Below are 18,046 nucleotides of genomic sequence, written 5' to 3' on the forward strand. Positions count from 1 at the left end.
CGAACCGCGCGGCTTGGGCTCAGGCGGCGCGACGGGTTTGTGAAGATCGCGGCGCTAGCCAGCGGCAGCCGGCGGCACAGAGCAGGGGCAGGCCATCCGCGAGGAGAAGGTCGAGCATCTCCCGGCGGGCCGGTGGTGGCGCGATATCGCCGTCCGCACGGCCGCGCACCACGCGCACCCGGCCCGCCGACCAAGCCAGTCCGCACAGGCGCTCGCGCCAGTGGAGAACGTCCGCCCTGGTGAGAACACAGCCGGTGGCGGTGAGCACGAAGACCTCGTCTTCGGGGCGCAGGTAGGCATCCCAGCGGCCGTCCCGCAGGCGCCGGCGAAGCTCGCTCACCTCGCCGACGCGCAGGCAGCGCTGCTGCGTGGCCAGATCGCGCCCGGCGAGCAGGTAACCGCCGGCATGGCTGAGCAGATCGAGGCGCAGCAGGTCCTTGAGGTCGCGCCAGCGGCTTGCGGCGGCGACCACCCGGGTGAGCTCGCATTCGGCGACCCGGACAGAGGTGCCGGCATGGGGGCTGTGCAGGGTGACGCAGGGCAGGCGGAGTTGGGTGTGCTTCACGGCGGTGTCCTTTCGAGAACAGCGGGGTGCTTTCGGGCGCGCGGATGCGTCGCCCGTTCGTGAGAGGAGATGGAGGTGGGGCGGCCCTCGTGACGGAGGGCCGGGGATCAGGTCAGGGGCGCCAGAGCCGGAGATCGGGGCCGAACGGCGCCTCGAGGTCCATGCCGAGCAGACCTTCGTCGACGAGCGCCAGCACCGCCGCGAGCGGCTGCGGGTGGTCCGGGATGGCGCCGACGAGATCGCCGAGGCTGACCATGTCCGCATGGCCTGCGGCGGCGAGCAGGATTGCCCGCGGGTCGGAGGCGGGAGCGCCGTTCACGCGAGGACCGTCCGACAGGGCGGAGAGGCCGTGCGTGCTGCTGCGGGGGCTGGTGGGAAGGGCCGCGACGGGACCGGTGTCGTAAGCAACGTTGCGCGAAGCCGCGGCTTCGCGATAGAAGGCATCAGCCATGTCGTACTCCTGTGCTAGCAGGGGACGGGATGGTCAGGCCGTCGGTGCGGTTGCCGCCGCGCCGATGGCCGCTTTCGCCATCCGTCGCCAGGCTTTGCTGGCCTGGTGATTCCCACATGGAGCGGGCCTGTGCGGCCGACAAGGCGGGTGGCCGGGTTTCGTCGTACATGGTTAACGGCCGGTAAAACCCGCTTCGCCGGCGGAGAGGCCCACTCCAGCTGGTGACCGCGTTTGAGGCGATGTGCTGGTCCTTCATTGCGACGGTCAGGAGCATCCCGGATCGGGGCCACTTCTGCGCCAAGCGGCGACGATGCGCACTGACGTGGAATGTCTCGGCCTTCCGCCGGCCACGTTGTCTCTCTGATTGGCCGGTTGCTCGACGCACATGTCGGGACGGACAACCATGCATGTGGATCCAGGGGGCGCCTTCTCGGGGGTGTCTACCGGAGGCCCCTGCTGGCGATCGAGCGCGTTCCGTCGGCCGGTTCGGCATGACGTCCCTCCGGCAATAGGGCCCGAAAGGTCCATTCAATGGTGGCTCGCCTTGTTCCGGCACCGGCCCGATTATCCCTATCGCCCGTCCGGGAGGAAAGAGAAGGCCCAACCGCGGAGATCTTCACGCCCTCACGGGACCTTCAGTATCCCGCCAGCCACGCGGGCAAAAGCATCGTTGGCCAGGCGCGAGCCTCCGGTTGCGTGGCTCGTGCGGACGTGTGTGCCTGGCGTCGGGCCGACGTCGGGCCTTGGAAATCCGTTACCTTTCCCCAGAAATCCGTTCTAGTTCGGAGGAAAAAGCGGACGAAGCTCAAGAAAAACCGGACAGTATTTGGTGCCCGCAGCATTCCGAATGGCATCCGCGCACCCCGCCTGCCGCAGCAGAAGTGAAACGCCGCCCCTTGCCGCACGATTCCCTTTCGCGCAGCCCGGGCACACGGGTGTGAGGGCTATATCGCGACCGGGAACGCGTCATGAAGGAGGGCCAATACTGGAGGATGATTGTGATTGCTGCAGATGGGGGCGATGATGTGCTTGCCAAATTCTTTGTGAGCGGGCGGGACATGCTGTCTCTGATTGTGTGCTGCCGCGGGATGCTTGGGATTTCTGCCTTCCCGCCCCCCTGCGAAGTCTCGTGCGTCTCGCCAGATCTCTGGTTCCGAAATATCTCGCGTCAGGCGTCGGCTTTCGATCCGATCGCATCGGTCCTCGACAATGCTCGCACGAGGACCTCCCCCAGCCCTCTGGGCGTCCCCCCGTTACTCCTATTGATTGTCACGAATTTCCAAGGGAAGGAAACGTTTTTCCAAGTTCTGTTTCGCCCGCCGGATGCGCTGTGCTCCGCGTCATGTCCACCTGATATGCGGCGGGATTGGAGGAGCTCGGGCCGGTCAAAGAACGGAGTGGGACCCACCGCAGCGACCGCGTGAGGCCTCGACGCCGCTTTGCCGCATCGGCCGAAGGGAGAGCCCCGCCCTGGCACGAGAGCCCCGTTGCGACACGGAAGGACTTCCGCCTCCTTTCGCGGTGCATCCAGCCTGGCAGACACGCGAAGCGGCCTCGCCGGCTCCTTCCATCTGTCCCCGGGATCGCATGGTTAACAGCCGCCCTGTTTCATAAGGCCCTTGAGTGTTTGGATAAATCTGCTTCGCGCCGAAACGGCCGTTAACCTCGGGGGCCCTCTGACTATCGACTCTTTGCACCGCCGCCGGGCCTATGGATCGCGCAGGCCCAACAGAACCCCACCAAGGCTCTGAGACCCTGCTCAACAGCCGGCATCCGGCCCATTCCCGGGTTCGCACGCCGGCAATCATTCATCCCTGACCAGGCCGGTTCCGTGAGCAGCTCCGAAATTCTCCATCTCCCGATCCCATACCTCGCAGAGTTCGTCCAGCATGGCCGGCGTAAGCCGGAAACCAAGGCATTCCGGACGAATGCCACCATGAGCATCAGACGGGTGGATGGCCAGGACGCGCCGGTTTGCATCGATGTGCACTGGCCTCGGAATCATGTCCCGGCGGAGATGAGCTGGCATCAGTTCGAGGGAGCGTTCTGGCGACCTGTCCTGGGCCCGGATGAGGTCATCCTCCGGACGCTCAAGGAGTTCTCGGCTGTGGCAGGCCGCAGCGAGACACGATGGTGGAGAGATTATCCGTTTGTCACCGATGATCAGGCTCCCATCGCGGGCTACGGGCCGTTCTCGCTTCCAAACGGGTTGCCGGATCAGTGCCGCGTTCTCAGGGACGGGCGCAAGGACGCCGCGGATGACGCTCAACGGCTCGCCCACAATGACCTCATCATCATCGGCGATGCCCTGTGCCGGCGCTCCGCGCCCCCGGTCTTCGGGGTGGGGGATCCCTTGGACGTCACGGGTAGCGTTTCCGTGCGTCTGACCGCCCCCGAATTCTGTCCCGATGTGTCCATGGCCTATTTTGGCCTTGACCGGAAGGATTGCGCGATCGAACTGGCCCGCTGCCTGGCTTACGGAGCCGAGGCGTATCTGCCCGGCCGGGCGCGGCGTCGGATCTCCTTAAGGAGCTTGAACAACACACGATGGACACTGCATCGACCTGCGACATTTCCCGACCAGCGGGCCGGGAGCTTTCAGCGCACCTTCAATCATCTCGGGTCCGCCTTACGGAACGCGTCCCATGGTGAGTTGCCGACCCGGTTCCACGAGGCTTACGGCAGGTTGAGCGAGGCGTCCCGACAACTCCTGGAGGGCCAGAGCCTGCAGATCCGCCGCGACCTCATCAATGAGGCTCTCAAGTCGATCGAGGTCATCATTGAGACAACGCCACCCGGTGGTCCCTTCCACCGATGGACGCGGAGGCTGAAGATGAACGCGCTGGCCCAAAAATGGCGTTTCGAGATTGAGGGCGCCGATGTTGAGGAAGATGAGGCGGACGGTTCTGTCGACACGGAAGTGCTGGGCGCCCTCCAGCCGGACGCAACCTAGCCGGAGCGGCGCATGGCACCTGGGCCTCATGCCAGAAGGAGGCGCTTAAAGCCTCTCTGCGCCTCCCGGCGGCGCATCCATTTTCGGTAGTTGGGCATCTGTCCGCGACTGGAGAGGAGGACACATAGGGAGGCACTGGGGGAGGCGGGCGAAGAACCGGGAAGGCCATCTCTGCGCCCTAGGTGGCGATGATCGACAGGGCCGCGTACCCTCACTATTGCGTCCTGGGCATCATCGGGAATGGCAGAACGGCCCCACGCAACTGTGCCAGAGAGGCCGCGCCCACTCCGTTGTCCAACGTCGACAGGATTGGTGCGAAGGCCCGGCTCGGCCGATGAGATGCCGCACGACCCTGCCACCCGTCATCGATTTCGAGCCAGCCGACAGGCCGCGTTTGCTTGACCCGTCTCTGAACTGATGAGAAGCGGTTTGGAAGAGCTGTCGTCCGGACCGAAGTGCAGGCGTAGTTCTCTTTTCCGATCACGGAGTTGGTTGGCGGGCCTCGGATGACACCGGTGAGAATTTTGCGGTAGCCCGAACTCATCTTCCGATCCCAATAAGCCTCTCATGACTGTGCGTGCCGCTTGGAGTACACCTTTGCGAACTTAGCGGGATGATTGCGATGGCCCTTTTTCTCGTCACTGGCGGTGCAGGCTTCATTGGATCCCATTTGGTCGATCATATTCTGTCGCTGGGCCACCAGGTCCGGGTGATCGACAACCTGTCCTCGGGCCGGCTCGAAAACCTGTCGAGGCATGCCGCGTTCGTCCAAGCCGATATCCGTGACCTACGGGCACTCGAGCAAGCCTTTCAGGGAATCTCCGGCTGCTTCCATCTGGCGGCCATCGCATCGGTCCAAAGGTCCGTCGAGGCCCCGCGCGAAACGGCTGATGTGAACCTGATGGGGACAGTCGGAGTCTTCGAGGCGGCCTGCCGGGCCAACGTGCCTGTCGTCTATGCATCTTCGGCAGCCGTTTACGGGGCGAACGATGATCTGCCGCTCAAGGAGCAGGCCTTCCCTCAGCCGCTGTCGCCTTACGCCGCCGACAAGCTGAGCAATGAACTCTATGCCAGGTCGCTTGGGGCGACCCGTGGTTGGCCAAGCTTCGGCCTGCGCTTCTTCAACGTGTATGGCCCGCGTCAGAATCCGCATTCGCCCTATTCGGGCGTGGTGTCGATCTTCCTGCAGAAGGCCATCGACGGGCAGAATCTCACCATCTACGGCGATGGCAGCCAGAGCCGCGACTTCATCCATGTCCGGGACGTCACGCGATTCCTGGTCGCCGCCATGGACAAGGCGAGCTCCTCCGCTCCCGTGGTGAATGTCTGCACCGGCCGGAGCACGTCTGTTTCCCAGCTCGCGGAGATGCTGGTGGAGCGCTATGGCGGCCGGATCGTGCACGAACCGGGACGGTCCGGCGACGTCCGGCGGTCGCTCGGCTCGCCCGATCACGCGGCGCGGCAGCTCGGCATCCGGGCGGAAATTCCTTTCCGTGAGGGGCTCGCGACCCTGCCTTGATCTGAGGCGGCGCCAATACCATCCATCGATCACTAGGTCCGTCCTCTTGTTTTCTCCCGAACGTCACCAAATTAACGGGGGTTCCTGCCCTGTCCGGCGGACCCATCCCTAAAGGTGTGACGTGCCATCCCATGACCAGACGGGCCCCTCCGGCCCGCCGATCGACTTTAAGGCGCTGTTCGATTCGTCGCCGAACCCTTACGTGCTCCTGCTGCCGGATTTCACCATCGTCGGGATGAACGAGGCCTATCTCCGGGTCACGATGCGGACACGCGAGGACATCACCGGCCGCAACATGTTCGAGGCCTTTCCCGGGGAGGGGGCGAGCGTCGAGCAGCTCAGGGCCTCGCTCGAGCGGGCCCTCAGGAGTGGCACGCCGGACCATCTCGCCCTGATCCACTACGACATCCCCCGCTCGGACGGAAACGGCTTCGAGGAGCGCTTCTGGAGCGCCACCCATACGCCCCTGCTCAATGCGGCCGGGGAGGTCGCCTATATCCTTCAGCACACTGTTGATGTTACGGAATTGCACCGCCTCAGAATGGCCGCCCGCGCCACCTATGCACCTTCGGGCCTGGAGGCGCAGGTGGAAGGCGATGTCTTCCGCCGTGCGCAGGCCGTTCAGGAGGCCAACCGTTCCCTCGATGCCGAGCGCCGCCACCTGCGCCGCCTGTTCGAGCAGGCGCCGGGTTTCATGGCCGTTCTGGGAGGTCCCGAGCACCGGTTCGAGCTGGCGAACGCGACCTACAGCCAGCTGATCGGCAACCGCGATGTGCTCGGCAAGCCGGTCCGCGAGGCGCTTCCCGATGTGGCGGGACAGGGCTTCTTCGAGCTTCTCGACAATGTCTATGCCTCCGGGCAGCCCTTCGTCGGCCGTGCCCTGCGGGTGTCGCTGCGCCAGGGGCCGGACGCCGCTCCCGAAGAGCACTACGTCGACCTCGTCTACCAGCCCATCATCGGTGCGGACGGAAGCGTGACGGGCATCTTTGTCCAGGGGCACGACATCACGGAGCGCATCCTGGCCGAGCAGGCCCTGCAGGAGAGCGAGCGCAAGTTCCGCATCCTGGCGGACGCGATGCCCCAGATGGTGTGGGCCGCCCGCCCGGACGGCTATCACGATTACTACAATGCCCGCTGGTACGAGTTCACCGGCATGCGGGCGGGATCGACCGACGGGGCGGAATGGAACGGGATGTTCCACCCGGACGACCAGGAGCGCGCCTGGAAGCTCTGGCGCCACTGCCTGGCGACGGGCGAGCCCTACCAGATCGAATACCGGCTCCGGCATCGCAGCGGGCAGTACCGCTGGACCCTGGGCCGAGCCCTGCCGATTCGGAACGAAGCGGGCGAGATCGAGCGCTGGTTCGGCACCTGCACGGACATTTCGGAGATCAAGGAGGTCGAGGCCGATCTCCAGGCTGCGAACGACGAGATCCAACGCTTCGCCTATATCGTGAGCCACGATCTCCGGGCGCCGCTCGTCAACATCATGGGCTTCACGAGCGAGCTCGAGGCGACCCGGGCCACGATCGAGCGCTATCATAAGGCCATTGTGGAGCGTGTTCCGGAACTCGCGACGCCGGAAGCGAGAGTGGCCGTCGAGGAGGATCTGCCTGAGGCGCTTTCCTTCATCCGCACGTCGACGGCAAAGATGGACCGATTGATCGGGGCTATCCTCAAACTGTCCCGCGAGGGCCGCCGTGTCCTGACGCCGGAGCCCGTCGACATGGCCGATCTCCTCGCCGGCTGCCACCGCAGCCTCAGCCAGCAGCTCGACGGGACGGGCACGGAGTTCATCGTCGAGGAAGCTCCCGACGTGGTGAGCGACCGCGTCGCCCTGGAGCAGATCTTCGGCAACCTCATCGACAATGCCGCAAAGTACCTCGATCCCGCGCGGCCCGGGCGCATCGTGGTCCGCGGACAGGATGCCGGCGTCTATGTCCGCTACGAAATCGAGGATAACGGGCGGGGCATCGATCCGAAGGATTACGACCGGATCTTCGATCTGTTCCGTAGGGCGGGTGCTCAGGACCGGCCCGGTGAAGGAATTGGACTTGCGCACGTGCGCTCACTCGTGCGACGGCTCGGCGGAGCCATCAGCGTGTCGTCTCGGCCGGGCGTTGGCTCGACCTTCACGGTCCTGCTGCCCAGGACGCTCCATACCGCATCAGAGGCTGCGTAATGGCTCAGCATCAATCCGTCACGATCGTGATGGTCGAGGACGACGACGGACATGCCCGTCTTATCGAGAAGAACATTCGGCGCGCGGGCGTGTGCAACGAGATCCGCCACTTCACGAGCGGCACCGAAGCCCTCGACCATCTGTTCGACCCGAAGGTCCGGGACAATGGTCCGCTCCTCGTGCTGCTCGACCTCAACCTGCCGGACATGAGCGGCGTCGATATCCTGACGAAGCTGAAGGCCGACGAGAGGCTGCGCCTTGCCCCCGTCGTCGTCCTGACGACCACGGACGATCAGCGCGAGATCCAGCGCTGCTATGATCTGGGCGCGAACGTCTACATTACCAAGCCGGTCGAGTACGAGACCTTCTCTCAGGCCATCAGGCAGCTCGGCCTTTTTCTGTCCGTGATCAAGATTCCCGAGGCTTCGTGAGCGGATCCGAACAGGCAGGCGCACGGCGCATTCTCTATATCGACGATGACGCTGGGCTGGGACGTCTCGTCGAGCGCACGCTTTCGCGACATGGCTTCGAGGTCTCGCATGCCCCGGACGGCGAGGAGGGCCTTCGGCGCCTCGGATCGCTCTCGTTCGATGTGGTCGCGCTCGACCACTTCATGCCCGGCAAGGAGGGGCTCGAGGTTCTGGCCGAGATCCAAGAGCTGCCGGACCCGCCGCCCGTCATCTATGTGACGGGGGCGGACGAGGGTCGTATCGCGGTGGCGGCCTTGAAGGCGGGCGCCGCAGACTACGTCATCAAGGACGTGAGCGGCGCCTTCATGGATCTCCTGCGCACCTCCGCCGAGCAGGCCATCGAAGCCAAGCGCCTCCGGCGCGAGAAGGAGGACGCGGAGCGGCGGATGAAGGAAGCCCGCGAGCGGGCCGAGATGCTGCTGCGGGAGGTCAACCACCGCGTGGCCAACAGCCTTCAGCTCGTCGCGTCCTTCGTGGCCATGCAGCAGCGGGCGATCAGGTCCGACCGTGCGGCCTGGGATGCGCTGACGGAGACCCAAGGCCGAATCACGGCCATCGCCCAGATCCACCGCCGCCTCTACACATCCGCCGACGTGCGTTTCGTGGAAATGGACACGTACCTGAAGGGGTTGGTGGAGGAACTCGAGGAGGTCATGCGTGCCGCCGGGCGCGAACATGCGATCGACCTGGCCGCGGAGCCGATCCGTGTTCCCACCGACAAGGCCGTTTCCGTCGGGGTGATCGTAACGGAACTGGTCACGAATGCCTTCAAATATGCCTATCCCGAAGGAAGTACCGGGGAAATCCGCATCAGGCTCGACGAGCAAGGTGGATGGGCATCGCTTGTGGTGGAAGATAACGGCGTGGGCTGGAAAGGCACCGGAACGGTTCAGGGAACCGGCCTCGGAAGCAAGATCATTCAGGCCATGGCGTCGAATCTGCAATCGTCCGTGGCCTTCGATCCCCAGCACAAGGGGACCCGAGCGTCGATCCTGTTTCCGATATAAGAGCGAAGTCATTGCCGGAGATGACGCTGGAATAGGTCCTGCCTCAGCACTCGTCCCCTGCGGCCCTGCGACAGCCAGAGTTCCTGCCCGTAAAATCGTTCAGCCTAATTCTTGCTTCAGCGGCAAGTATGTCGCCGATCTACTTAAGAAGTATACTGAGGCTGGCATAGCTTTGGGCGCCCGAAACCATGCGGATCAGAACTTACGCGCCCAAAATTATCAATTGTGTTCACCCTCGCAGATGCCCGCGAGGGCGTTGAACCATGGATCGGGCCACTATGGCCGCAACTGCGTCCGCCGGCCGTCACAATTAGGCAAAGGAAAGACGAAATTCAGGAAACCATTTTCGCGCCAAGCCGTTCTTCAGGGGCGTGCGCTTCCGAGCGCCTGGTCTCAGTAAATGGAGGATAATATGCTTACACGCGTCGCGATTGGCCTGCTGGCCGGCACCCTTCTGTCGGCTCCCGTGCTTGCCCAGACCAGCACGTCTCCGTCGACCTCGGCTCCGGCTGGCAGCAGCACCGCTCCGGCGACGACGACCCAGGGTTCCCAGATGAACCAGGGTTCGAGCGCGATGCAGGGTGGCAACATCCAGTACATCACCCAGGGCAAGCCCGACATGTGGCGCGCCTCGAAGCTTGATGGCGTGAATGTCTACAACCAGAACAACGAGCGCATCGGCGAGATCGACGACGTCCTCGTCGACAAGAGCGGCAAGGTTGAGGCCGTGGTGATCGGCGTCGGCGGCTTCCTTGGTATCGGTGAGCGCAACGTCGCCGTGCCGTTCGACTCGCTGCAGTGGCAGATGGAGGAGCCGCGTACGGCCGCCAACACCACGACCGGAACGACGACCTCGTCGGGCACCACGACGACGACCGCACCTGCCACGACCGGCACGGTTGCCAATGCTCCTGCCAACAACACGGCGGGCAGCACGTCGGCCAACAACATGCCTGAGGCCCCGGCCCGCGCCGTCCTGGCCAACGCCACGAAGGACCAGCTCAAGCAGGCGCCGGAGTTCAAGTACTCCCGCTAAAGGCTTCGAGCCGATCCAATCGAAGGAGCCCCTCGAGGGGCTCCTTCTTTTTTGCCTGGAGTGATGCTCAGGACATCGGTTCCGGCGACGGCCTCGGCTCCTCCGGGAGCGGAATGAATTCACTGTCATCGCCCAGGGGAAGGCGGATGCGCCCTGCCTTCCAATCGGCCTTGGCCTGCTCGATGCGGTCCTTGCGCGACGACACGAAATTCCACCAGATGTGCCGTGGTCCCAGAGGCTCGCCGCCCAGAAGCATGACGGTCGAGGGCTCCAGAGCTTTCAGGATCGGGTCCGAACCGCCCGCGAAGACGAGCATCTGGCCCGCGCCATATTCATGGCCGCCGAGCTCCAGCCGCCCCTTCACCACGTAAGCCGCGCGCTCGGCGTAACCTCCCGGAACCGAAAGTCTGGCCCCGGGCTGCAGTTCGGCATGAAGATAGAAGAGGGGAGAGTGGGTCTTCACCGTGTTGGTCAGGCCATAGGCGTCGCCCGCGATGAGCCGGGCGGTCATCCCCGCTTCGCCGAAGACCGGCAGCTCTTCGGCCCCATGATGGATGAAGCTCGGGTCCGTCTCCTCGGCATTTTCCGGCAGGGCTACCCACGCCTGGATCCCGTGCATACGCCCTCCGGTCTCCCGGATCGGCCCGTCGAACCGCTCCGAATGGCTGATTCCGCTGCCAGCTGTCATCCAGTTGACGGCACCAGGACGGATCGCCTGCCGGGCGCCGGTGCTGTCGCGGTGCATGATCTCGCCATCGAACAGATAAGTGACGGTTGAGAGGCCGATATGCGGGTGAGGGCGCACATCGGTGGTGCGGGGGACATGGGGCGGCAGGTCTACAGGCCCCATGTGATCGAAGAACACGAAGGGGCCGACCATCCGGCGCATCATGAAGGGCAGCACCCGCCCGACCTCGAAGCCGCCGAGATCGCGCCTACGGGCGGAAATCACCAAATCGAGCATCGGAAACTCCCTTCCAGGCCTATGACCGGCACCGGACGACAGAATGTCATTCTCGGAGCGGAGCGCAAGCGTGACCGCGACGGGCTGCAAGCGGAACCTCGGCTTCCTTCAGGGAGTTAGCCGGAATGCCAAGCAGCGACCGCTTGGCGCAGGAGCATCGTTGTAAGAACATGGCTGACAGTTCCGCTCAGGGTCGTCCCACCTACCCATCTGCCGCAACCACCATGTGGGCCATGGTCGCCGGCTGGGCTCTCCTCAAGCTCGTGGCCGGGGGAACGCGCCAGGCACCTCACGGACGGACTGTGGGGCACACGGGTCCGCCGCAGGCCGGCCAAGGCAAGGCCTTCCCGCGCAAGGACGCCTCCTCTTCGATCGGACATGCCCCTCCCGAAGCCGCTAAGGAAAGCGAACGTGGCCGTCACGCCGACAGCCCGACGGAGATCCCGACGCCCGGCTGGAAGGACATTCTCTGGCGGACCTACGAGGAGTTCGGCAACGACCGCGTCATGGCGGTGGCGGCGGGCGTGACCTTCTATGCATTGCTGGCGCTGTTCCCGGCCATCGCGGCTCTGGTATCCATCTACGGCCTGTTCGCCGATCCCTCGACGATCGAGAGCCATCTCAGCGCCTTGTCGGGGGTCATGCCCGGCGGTGCCATGGAGATCATCAGCGAGCAGGTGAAGCGCATCGCGAGCCAGGGCGGCGGAACGCTCGGCTTCAGCTTCATCATCGGCCTTGTGGTGTCCCTGTGGAGTGCCAATGCGGGCATGAAGGCCATCATCGATGCCCTCAACATCGTGTACGAGGAAGAGGAGAAGAGGAGTTTCATCGCCCTCAACGCCCAGTCGCTGGCCTTCACCTTCGGGGCGATCGTCTTCGTGCTCCTGGCCGTGGGCGGCATCGTGGTGATGCCGATCGTGCTCGACTTCGTGGGGCTCGGCGGCACGGCGGAAACGCTCCTGTCCCTGGCACGTTGGCCGGTTCTCCTGCTCGTGGTCCTTACCGGGCTCGCAGTGATTTACCGCTATGGTCCGAGCCGCGACAAGGCGGAATGGAAGTGGGTGACGCCCGGCGGCCTCCTGGCGGCCGTTCTCTGGCTCGCCGGTTCGCTTCTCTTTTCCTGGTACGTGGCGAATTTCGGCAGCTACAACGAAACCTACGGCTCGCTCGGCGCCGTGATCGGCTTCATGACGTGGATCTGGATCTCGACGATCGTCGTGCTCTTGGGAGCTGAGCTCAATGCGGAGATCGAGCATCAGACCGCAAAGGACACGACGGAAGGCGCGCACCAGCCGATGGGCGCCCGCGGCGCCACGATGGCGGACACGCTGGGCGAAGCCAAGGCCTGACGACCTCGAGAGCCAAATCGACGGAGACAATGAAGGCCGGCTTCGCGCCGGCTTTCATCTTTCGATCAGCGAGATGATCGCGCGGGCTTGATAATCCTTCGGTTTTTCCAGGCTATCGCCGCGATGATGAGCCCGAAGGCTGCGATGCGCAGGAGATAGATCCAGCTCCGCTCCTCCCGTGGCGCATCGATCAACGCCACGAGCGCCTGATTGGCGGCAAGCAGAACGAAGGCTGCCGCGAACGCCGCGAAAAGCATATCGCGGGTGCGGGTCCAGAAGCGGAGGAAAAGCAGGCCCGCAACCAGGAAGCCCATCGTGATCATGCCCGAGATGAACTGGGATGCCGCGCTGCTCATCACTCAGTCTCCCAGATGAAGCCGAACAGCAGCACGCTGACGGCGGCAAGCGATGCGAGATGTCGGTAGGGCACGAAATCGATGCTCGGCAGGATCAGGAGATCGAGCACCACGAAGAGATTGTTGAGGGCCAGAAGCGCAAAGCAGAGAGCGCTCCACAGCAGCAGCCGCGCACGTGTGTCGCGATAGCTTCTGATGAGCAGCGAGGCGCATCCGATGCTGGTGAGGAGGCAGAGGATGTAGATGATCGCCTGAAAGCTGAGCACGGGTTCAATCCTTCTTCAGACGGAAGGCATCCGCGAAGGTCGAGAGCTTGTCGGTCGGGGACGAGAAGAGGGCTTTCGTGACCGTCGAAGGACGTTCGCGATAGACCCGCTCGAGCTGCTGGACGAGGCGGTCGAGGTCGGGCGTGACTGGGGAATACCGGTAGGAACCGTCTGTACCGGCGATGATCAGTCCCGCCTGCTGCAGTCCCTCCACGCCCTGGCTCACCACGAGATCGCTCGCCCGAAGCTCGCGCACCAAGTCGCCAGCGGTCCAAGCGCGCCCTTGATGGCGTGAGAGCAAAAGCAGGAGTTCGATGTTCCAGACGGACCGAAGGGAATGCCTGAGGAAATCGCGCAGTTCATCATCCATCAATCCGGGATCCGCTTCCTTCTCGTGGAGGTGGTGTCGTCGCGGCTAAAGGCTTTTCGCCAAAAAGCCAGCCGCGTCAAGGCGCGTGAGAATGGGGTGGCTGCGCCCGCACCCCAAACCTGCCGTCTCGAAGACGAGACTGCAAGGTTGAGGTGAGATCACAGCCGCTTCCCGCAGGACCATCGGATGGGGCCGACGGGGTCTCCTCGGGAGGGCTCGAGTTCCATGGCGGCACACATAGTGCAAGGTCCCGGAACGACCAGAGGCGGGACGGGCTTTCTGCCGATCCATCCTCGGGGGTGCTTTGCAGAATGGACGATTTCGTACTTTAAGGTTCGGGCGATTTACGGAGGTCTTCGTGGCGGTACGCCCTCTCGTCTATTACCCCCACCCAGTCCTGCGCCGGGCAGCAGAGCCGGTGCTGGGTTTCGGCCGCGATCTTCAGGCTCTTGCGGAAGATCTCCTCGACACGATGAAGGCCGCTCCGGGCGTCGGCATCACGGCGCCCCATATCGGAGTGCTCCTCCGGGTGACCGTGATCCAGCTCGATGCGGCGCAGGAACCCAGGACCTACGTCAATCCGCGCATTCTCTGGTCCAGCGACGAAACGATACGCCACACGGAGGGGAGCGTCTCGATGCCGGGGGTGACCGAGGATATTGAACGTCCGGCCCATGTCCGCGTCGGCTACCAGGATACCGACGGGGTCGAACGCCAGGAGGAAGCAAGCGGCTTCATGGCGGTGTGCCTGCAGCACGAAATCGACCAGCTCGACGGCATCTTCTGGATCGACCATCTGTCCCGGCTCAGGCGCGAGCGCGTCATCAAGCGCTATGAGAAGCTGCGTCGGGTGAAGGGATAAGGCGCCCAGATCCGTAAAGGCGTTCGACCTTTTTTCGGTCTCGTTGGTTGTGCCTAGAGCAATTCCAAGCGGGAGGGTTCGGACGCACATGCCATCGGATGGCGATATTCTCGACTGCCTGATTGTCGGAGGAGGGCCTGCCGGCCTGACGGCGGCGCTTTATCTCGCGCGCTTCAAACGCAGCATTCTCGTTGTGGATAGCGGGTCGCCCCGGGCGGCGTGGATTCCGACGAGCCACAACATTCCGATGTTCGCGAGCGGCATCTCCGGCACGGAGATCATCGAAAGGGCGCGGGACAATCTCGAACAATACGGCCGCTGCATCGAGAGCGGCACTGTGACGGGCCTGCGCAAGCAACCGGATCGCTTCATCGCCCTTCTCGAGGGCAATGGCGGGGGCACGCGTCAGATCTCGGCTCGGCGGATCCTTCTGGCGACCGGCGCCGTCGACATCGAGCCGGATCTTCCGAACCTGCCCAATGCGGTGCAGCGCGGCCTCGTGCGCTATTGCCCGATCTGCGACGGATATGAATCCCGCGACAAGAAGGTTGCCGTCATCGGCTATGGCGACCATGGCCTCGGGGAGGCGGTCTTCATCGCCCGCACGTATTCACGGGACGTAACGCTGCTGACGTTAGGGCAGCATATGCATCTCGATCCGGAGCAGCAGGCCAAGATCGACGAACACGGAATCAAGGTCATGGATGCGCCTGTCGAATCGCTCGACATGGAGGGCGACCGGATCTCCGCCATCCATCTCAATGGCCAGGAGCATCGTTTCGACGTGCTCTATTCGGCGCTCGGCCTCAAGTATCGGTCGGATCTCGCCCTGTCCCTGGGAGCGGAGCACGATTCCAAAGGCAGTCTCCTCGTGGACCATCACTGCCAGACGAGCGTGAAGGGGCTCTACGCAGCCGGCGACATCGTCCGAGGAATCGACCAGATCGTAGTCGGCATGGGGCACGCCGCGCTTGCCGCCATCCATATTCACAACCGCTGCGAACTGCCGACCGAGGACGAGCCCGGCGGGGCCTGAACCTGTTAGGCGAGCGCCTTCGCGAGCAGCGGGAGGCTCGTGTCCATCCGGTAGTCGACCGAGGAGTGGTTGTCGTGAAACTCCTCGTAGGTGTGGGCGACCCCGGCGGCGTCGAGCTTCCGATGCAGGAGGCGCGAGCCGTAGACCATGTTGTACTGGTCGATATCGCCGCAATCGATGAAGAGGAGCTTGAGCTTCTTCAGGGATTCGAGGTGCTCGGGCCTGTCGGCCATCCGGAGCGGATCCCAGCGCAGCCAGTTCGCCCAGCGCTCCTCGATGAGCGTGCAGGTCTCGAGATCCACCGGCAGGCGGATGCCGCAGAACTGGCTCGGGTCCGGATCGAAGGTGGCGGCCTGCGCCAGGATCATCATCACGTGCCAGTCGGCATCCTTGACCTTGGGGCCCTGCTCGAACTTTCGGAGGAAGGTCTCGACCGACATGCCGTCCTCGGAGAGGCGCCGCAGGGTGTTTGCGAACTCCCCGAGATGGTAGAGGAACTCGAACCCCACATCCCCCGAATGCGACGCGGCCGCCGACCACACCGTGCCGCCGTGGCGCAGCGCATGGACGAGGGCGCCATAGCCGCCCGAACTCTTGCCGAAGACGCCGCGCCTGCCTTGGCCGCCGCAGCCGAACCGCCCCTCGACGAAGGGGAGCATTTCCCGGATCAGGAACGTCTCCCAGGGACCCATGGCGGCGCTGTCGATGTACTGGTTGCCTCCCAGGCGCGTGAAGCAGTCCGGAAAGGCGACGACGACCGGCGGCATCGTGCCGGCTGCGATCAGGCGGTCGAGCCGCTCCGGGACGTTCTCGCCATAGTTCTTCCAGTTGGTATGGCCCGGCCCGCCGCCGGTATAGCCCACGAGATCCACCAGGAGCGGCAGGCCGCGGCCGTCGTGGCCCTCCGGCATGTAGACGTCGATCCTTCTGCGGGACGGGTCCCCGAGGAGATTGCCCTTGAGGCATTCGCTGTCGATCCAGAGGGTGTGCACGGCGCCTTGCGGCGCATCGTAGTCCTTGCGCATCGTCGTCCTCGTCCGTTGAAGCCCATCGGTGTGATCGCCCGGAAGGCAATTGTCCATAACCCGGGCAGCCGCGGCGGTTAATAAGTCCTTACCGCACCTACCATTCCCCTGGCCGCGGGATTACGGTGCACCCTCGTTAGCAATCTCATACGGCGTGACTTGGGGGAGTAATCATGTCCGACAGTTTCCTGCCACGATGGACCCTGAAGACCGAAGGGACCATCATGCCCGACGAGCGGCTGCCGGGTGGACAGATGTTCATCCTCGGCCTGCAGCACGTGGTCGCCATGTTCGGCGCCACCGTGCTGGCGCCGCTCCTGATGGGCTTCGATCCGAACGTCTCGATCCTGTTCTCCGGCATCGCCACGATCCTCTTCTTCTTCGTGGTGGGCGGCCGGGTGCCGAGCTATCTCGGCTCGAGCTTCGCCTTCATCGGCCCGGTCCTGGTCGCGACCGGCGCCTCCGTCGGGCAGCCGAACCCCAACATCCCCCTGGCGCTCGGCGGCATCATCGCGGCCGGCGCGCTGTATTTCCTCATCGGCCTCGTGGTCCAGCTCGCCGGCCATCGCTGGGTCGAGCGGATCATGCCGCCGGTGGTGACCGGTGCCATCGTGGCTGCCATCGGCCTCGTTCTCGCGCCGATCGCGATCTCGAGCGCCTCCGGAGTGACGCCGGACAACCAGAACGGCACGGCCTTCGCCCGCTGGATTGCCCTGACGACCGTCGTCGCCGTCGGCCTCATCGCCGTATACGCACCGGGCATCTGGCGCCGTCTTCCGGTTCTGGCCGGAGGGGCGATCGGTTATCTCGTCTACTTCATCTGCGCCAACGTCCTGGGGCTCGGCCAGCCGATCGACTTCTCCAAGGTGGCGCAGGCAGCCTGGTTCGGCCTTCCGACCTTCCAGAGCCCGGTCTTCAACACGCAGGCGATCAGCCTGATCGCGCCCGTGGCCATCATCCTGGTGGCGGAGAACCTCGGGCACATCAAGGCGATCGGCGCCATGACGGGCCGCAACCTCGATCCGTATCTCGGGCGCGCCTTCATGGGCGACGGCCTCGCCACCATGCTGTCTGGAGCCTCGGGCGGCACGGGCATGACCACCTATGCGGAGAACATGGGCGTCATGGCGGTCACCCGCATCTACTCCACGCTCATCTTCGTCATCGCCGCCGGCATTGCGCTGGTCCTCGGCCTGTCGCCCAAGTTCGGCGCCTTCATCGGAACGATCCCCGGGCCTGTCCTCGGCGGCCTGTCCATCGTGGTCTTCGGCCTCATCGCCGCGACCGCAGGCCGGATCTGGGTGGAGAACGCCGTCGACTTCTCGAACCCGCGCAACCTGATCACCGTGGCGGTGGCGCTGGTTCTCGGCGCCGGCAACTTCAAGCTGAGCCTCGGCGGCTTCACCCTGGACGGAATCGGCACCGCCACGTTCGGGGCCATTATCCTCTACCACATCCTGAACATGGGCCAGACGGCGACCGCGGCGGAGCGCCCACACGCCGCCGAATAGCCTAACGTCCTTCAGGAACACGCCTTCGAAGCCCGCGTTGGACCACAACGCGGGCTTCCTCGTTTGGAAGTCCGGTTTTCATGCGTCGCGAAGGGTCCTCCGGGCCCATTCTCCCCTTTCAGAC

At 64.4% G+C, this 18,046-nt stretch carries 18 protein-coding genes; 11 read left to right on the forward strand and 7 right to left on the reverse strand.

The window, feature by feature from the left end:
* Positions 1–19: 19 nt before the first annotated feature.
* Positions 20–565: a hypothetical protein gene (locus tag DES45_RS13745; protein WP_114770596.1), complete on the reverse strand. Its 546-nt coding sequence runs from the start codon at positions 563–565 to the stop codon at positions 20–22.
* 112 nt (positions 566–677) lie between these two features.
* A complete protein-coding gene (locus DES45_RS13750; protein WP_114770597.1) occupies positions 678–1,016 on the reverse strand; it encodes a hypothetical protein in 339 nt (112 codons plus the stop codon).
* A gap of 2,377 nt (positions 1,017–3,393) precedes the next feature.
* On the opposite strand from DES45_RS13750, the gene DES45_RS25385 reads away from it, so the two are divergent.
* The 6 genes from DES45_RS25385 (at position 3,394) to DES45_RS13785 (ending at position 10,183) form a co-directional block, all read left to right on the forward strand.
* Complete coding sequence (locus DES45_RS25385) at positions 3,394–3,969, forward strand: hypothetical protein (RefSeq protein WP_210210218.1); 576 nt, start codon at positions 3,394–3,396, stop codon at positions 3,967–3,969.
* A gap of 622 nt (positions 3,970–4,591) precedes the next feature.
* Entirely contained in the window at positions 4,592–5,488 is an 897-nt protein-coding gene (locus DES45_RS13765; RefSeq protein ID WP_114770600.1) for an NAD-dependent epimerase/dehydratase family protein, read from the forward strand.
* Between the two features lie 121 nt (positions 5,489–5,609).
* Positions 5,610–7,670 (forward strand): PAS domain-containing sensor histidine kinase, encoded by a 2,061-nt coding sequence (locus tag DES45_RS13770; RefSeq protein ID WP_114770601.1) that lies wholly within the window; start codon positions 5,610–5,612, stop codon positions 7,668–7,670.
* Positions 7,670–8,101, forward strand: a complete 432-nt coding sequence (locus DES45_RS13775; RefSeq protein WP_114770602.1) for a response regulator — start codon at positions 7,670–7,672, stop codon at positions 8,099–8,101. The genes DES45_RS13770 and DES45_RS13775 overlap by 1 nt, the downstream gene beginning before the upstream one ends.
* Positions 8,098–9,147, forward strand: a complete 1,050-nt coding sequence (locus DES45_RS13780; RefSeq protein ID WP_114770603.1) for a sensor histidine kinase — start codon at positions 8,098–8,100, stop codon at positions 9,145–9,147. The genes DES45_RS13775 and DES45_RS13780 overlap by 4 nt, the downstream gene beginning before the upstream one ends.
* A gap of 412 nt (positions 9,148–9,559) precedes the next feature.
* Entirely contained in the window at positions 9,560–10,183 is a 624-nt protein-coding gene (locus tag DES45_RS13785; protein WP_114770604.1) for a PRC-barrel domain-containing protein, read from the forward strand.
* A gap of 67 nt (positions 10,184–10,250) precedes the next feature.
* On the opposite strand, the gene DES45_RS13790 is transcribed toward DES45_RS13785, so the two are convergent.
* A complete protein-coding gene (locus DES45_RS13790) occupies positions 10,251–11,147 on the reverse strand; it encodes a pirin family protein (RefSeq protein ID WP_114770605.1) in 897 nt (298 codons plus the stop codon).
* A gap of 170 nt (positions 11,148–11,317) precedes the next feature.
* Here DES45_RS13790 and DES45_RS13795 point away from each other — a divergent pair, with 170 nt between their 5' ends.
* The gene (locus DES45_RS13795) at positions 11,318–12,496 is read left to right on the forward strand and encodes a YihY/virulence factor BrkB family protein (protein ID WP_114770606.1); all 1,179 of its coding nucleotides are present in this window, start codon (positions 11,318–11,320) and stop codon (positions 12,494–12,496) included.
* A 65-nt stretch (positions 12,497–12,561) separates the two neighbouring features.
* On the opposite strand, the gene DES45_RS13800 is transcribed toward DES45_RS13795, so the two are convergent.
* Genes DES45_RS13800 through DES45_RS13810 form a run of 3 tightly spaced genes read right to left on the reverse strand, consistent with a single transcriptional unit; the run spans position 12,562 to position 13,377 of the window.
* The gene (locus DES45_RS13800; RefSeq protein WP_114770607.1) at positions 12,562–12,852 is read right to left on the reverse strand and encodes a DUF5985 family protein; all 291 of its coding nucleotides are present in this window, start codon (positions 12,850–12,852) and stop codon (positions 12,562–12,564) included.
* Complete coding sequence (locus tag DES45_RS13805; RefSeq protein WP_114770608.1) at positions 12,852–13,118, reverse strand: DUF5985 family protein; 267 nt, start codon at positions 13,116–13,118, stop codon at positions 12,852–12,854. Before DES45_RS13805 ends, DES45_RS13800 begins: the two co-directional genes overlap by 1 nt.
* A gap of 4 nt (positions 13,119–13,122) precedes the next feature.
* Entirely contained in the window at positions 13,123–13,377 is a 255-nt protein-coding gene (locus DES45_RS13810; protein WP_147282409.1) for a hypothetical protein, read from the reverse strand.
* A 78-nt stretch (positions 13,378–13,455) separates the two neighbouring features.
* Here DES45_RS13810 and DES45_RS24780 point away from each other — a divergent pair, with 78 nt between their 5' ends.
* From DES45_RS24780 to DES45_RS13820, 3 genes are all read left to right on the forward strand, one after another.
* Entirely contained in the window at positions 13,456–13,644 is a 189-nt protein-coding gene (locus DES45_RS24780) for a hypothetical protein (RefSeq protein WP_147282410.1), read from the forward strand.
* Positions 13,645–13,846: 202 nt separating this feature from the next.
* Positions 13,847–14,350: a peptide deformylase gene (locus DES45_RS13815; RefSeq protein WP_114770610.1), complete on the forward strand. Its 504-nt coding sequence runs from the start codon at positions 13,847–13,849 to the stop codon at positions 14,348–14,350.
* 88 nt (positions 14,351–14,438) lie between these two features.
* Positions 14,439–15,386 (forward strand): NAD(P)/FAD-dependent oxidoreductase, encoded by a 948-nt coding sequence (locus tag DES45_RS13820; protein WP_114770611.1) that lies wholly within the window; start codon positions 14,439–14,441, stop codon positions 15,384–15,386.
* A 5-nt stretch (positions 15,387–15,391) separates the two neighbouring features.
* Here DES45_RS13820 and DES45_RS13825 read toward each other — a convergent pair whose 3' ends face one another.
* A complete protein-coding gene (locus DES45_RS13825) occupies positions 15,392–16,411 on the reverse strand; it encodes an alpha/beta hydrolase (protein WP_114770612.1) in 1,020 nt (339 codons plus the stop codon).
* Positions 16,412–16,584: 173 nt separating this feature from the next.
* On the opposite strand from DES45_RS13825, the gene DES45_RS13830 reads away from it, so the two are divergent.
* Positions 16,585–17,922, forward strand: a complete 1,338-nt coding sequence (locus DES45_RS13830) for a solute carrier family 23 protein (protein WP_114770613.1) — start codon at positions 16,585–16,587, stop codon at positions 17,920–17,922.
* The last annotated feature ends 124 nt before the right edge of the window (positions 17,923–18,046 follow it).

This window comes from Microvirga subterranea (assembly GCF_003350535.1).
GTDB classification, from domain to species: domain Bacteria; phylum Pseudomonadota; class Alphaproteobacteria; order Rhizobiales; family Beijerinckiaceae; genus Microvirga; species Microvirga subterranea.

Bases quoted from the DNA above. Each gene is read 5' to 3' on its own strand.
- DES45_RS13750 (WP_114770597.1), bottom strand. From the start codon at position 1,016: ATGGCTGATGCCTTCTATCGCGAAGCCGCGGCTTCGCGCAACGTTGCT.
- DES45_RS13765 (WP_114770600.1), top strand. From the start codon at position 4,592: ATGGCCCTTTTTCTCGTCACTGGCGGTGCAGGCTTCATTGGATCCCAT.
- DES45_RS13775 (WP_114770602.1), top strand. From the start codon at position 7,670: ATGGCTCAGCATCAATCCGTCACGATCGTGATGGTCGAGGACGACGAC.
- DES45_RS13785 (WP_114770604.1), top strand. From the start codon at position 9,560: ATGCTTACACGCGTCGCGATTGGCCTGCTGGCCGGCACCCTTCTGTCG.
- DES45_RS13790 (WP_114770605.1), bottom strand. From the start codon at position 11,147: ATGCTCGATTTGGTGATTTCCGCCCGTAGGCGCGATCTCGGCGGCTTC.
- DES45_RS13795 (WP_114770606.1), top strand. From the start codon at position 11,318: ATGGCTGACAGTTCCGCTCAGGGTCGTCCCACCTACCCATCTGCCGCA.
- DES45_RS13800 (WP_114770607.1), bottom strand. From the start codon at position 12,852: ATGAGCAGCGCGGCATCCCAGTTCATCTCGGGCATGATCACGATGGGC.
- DES45_RS24780 (WP_147282410.1), top strand. From the start codon at position 13,456: ATGCCTGAGGAAATCGCGCAGTTCATCATCCATCAATCCGGGATCCGC.
- DES45_RS13820 (WP_114770611.1), top strand. From the start codon at position 14,439: ATGCCATCGGATGGCGATATTCTCGACTGCCTGATTGTCGGAGGAGGG.
- DES45_RS13825 (WP_114770612.1), bottom strand. From the start codon at position 16,411: ATGCGCAAGGACTACGATGCGCCGCAAGGCGCCGTGCACACCCTCTGG.
- DES45_RS13830 (WP_114770613.1), top strand. From the start codon at position 16,585: ATGTCCGACAGTTTCCTGCCACGATGGACCCTGAAGACCGAAGGGACC.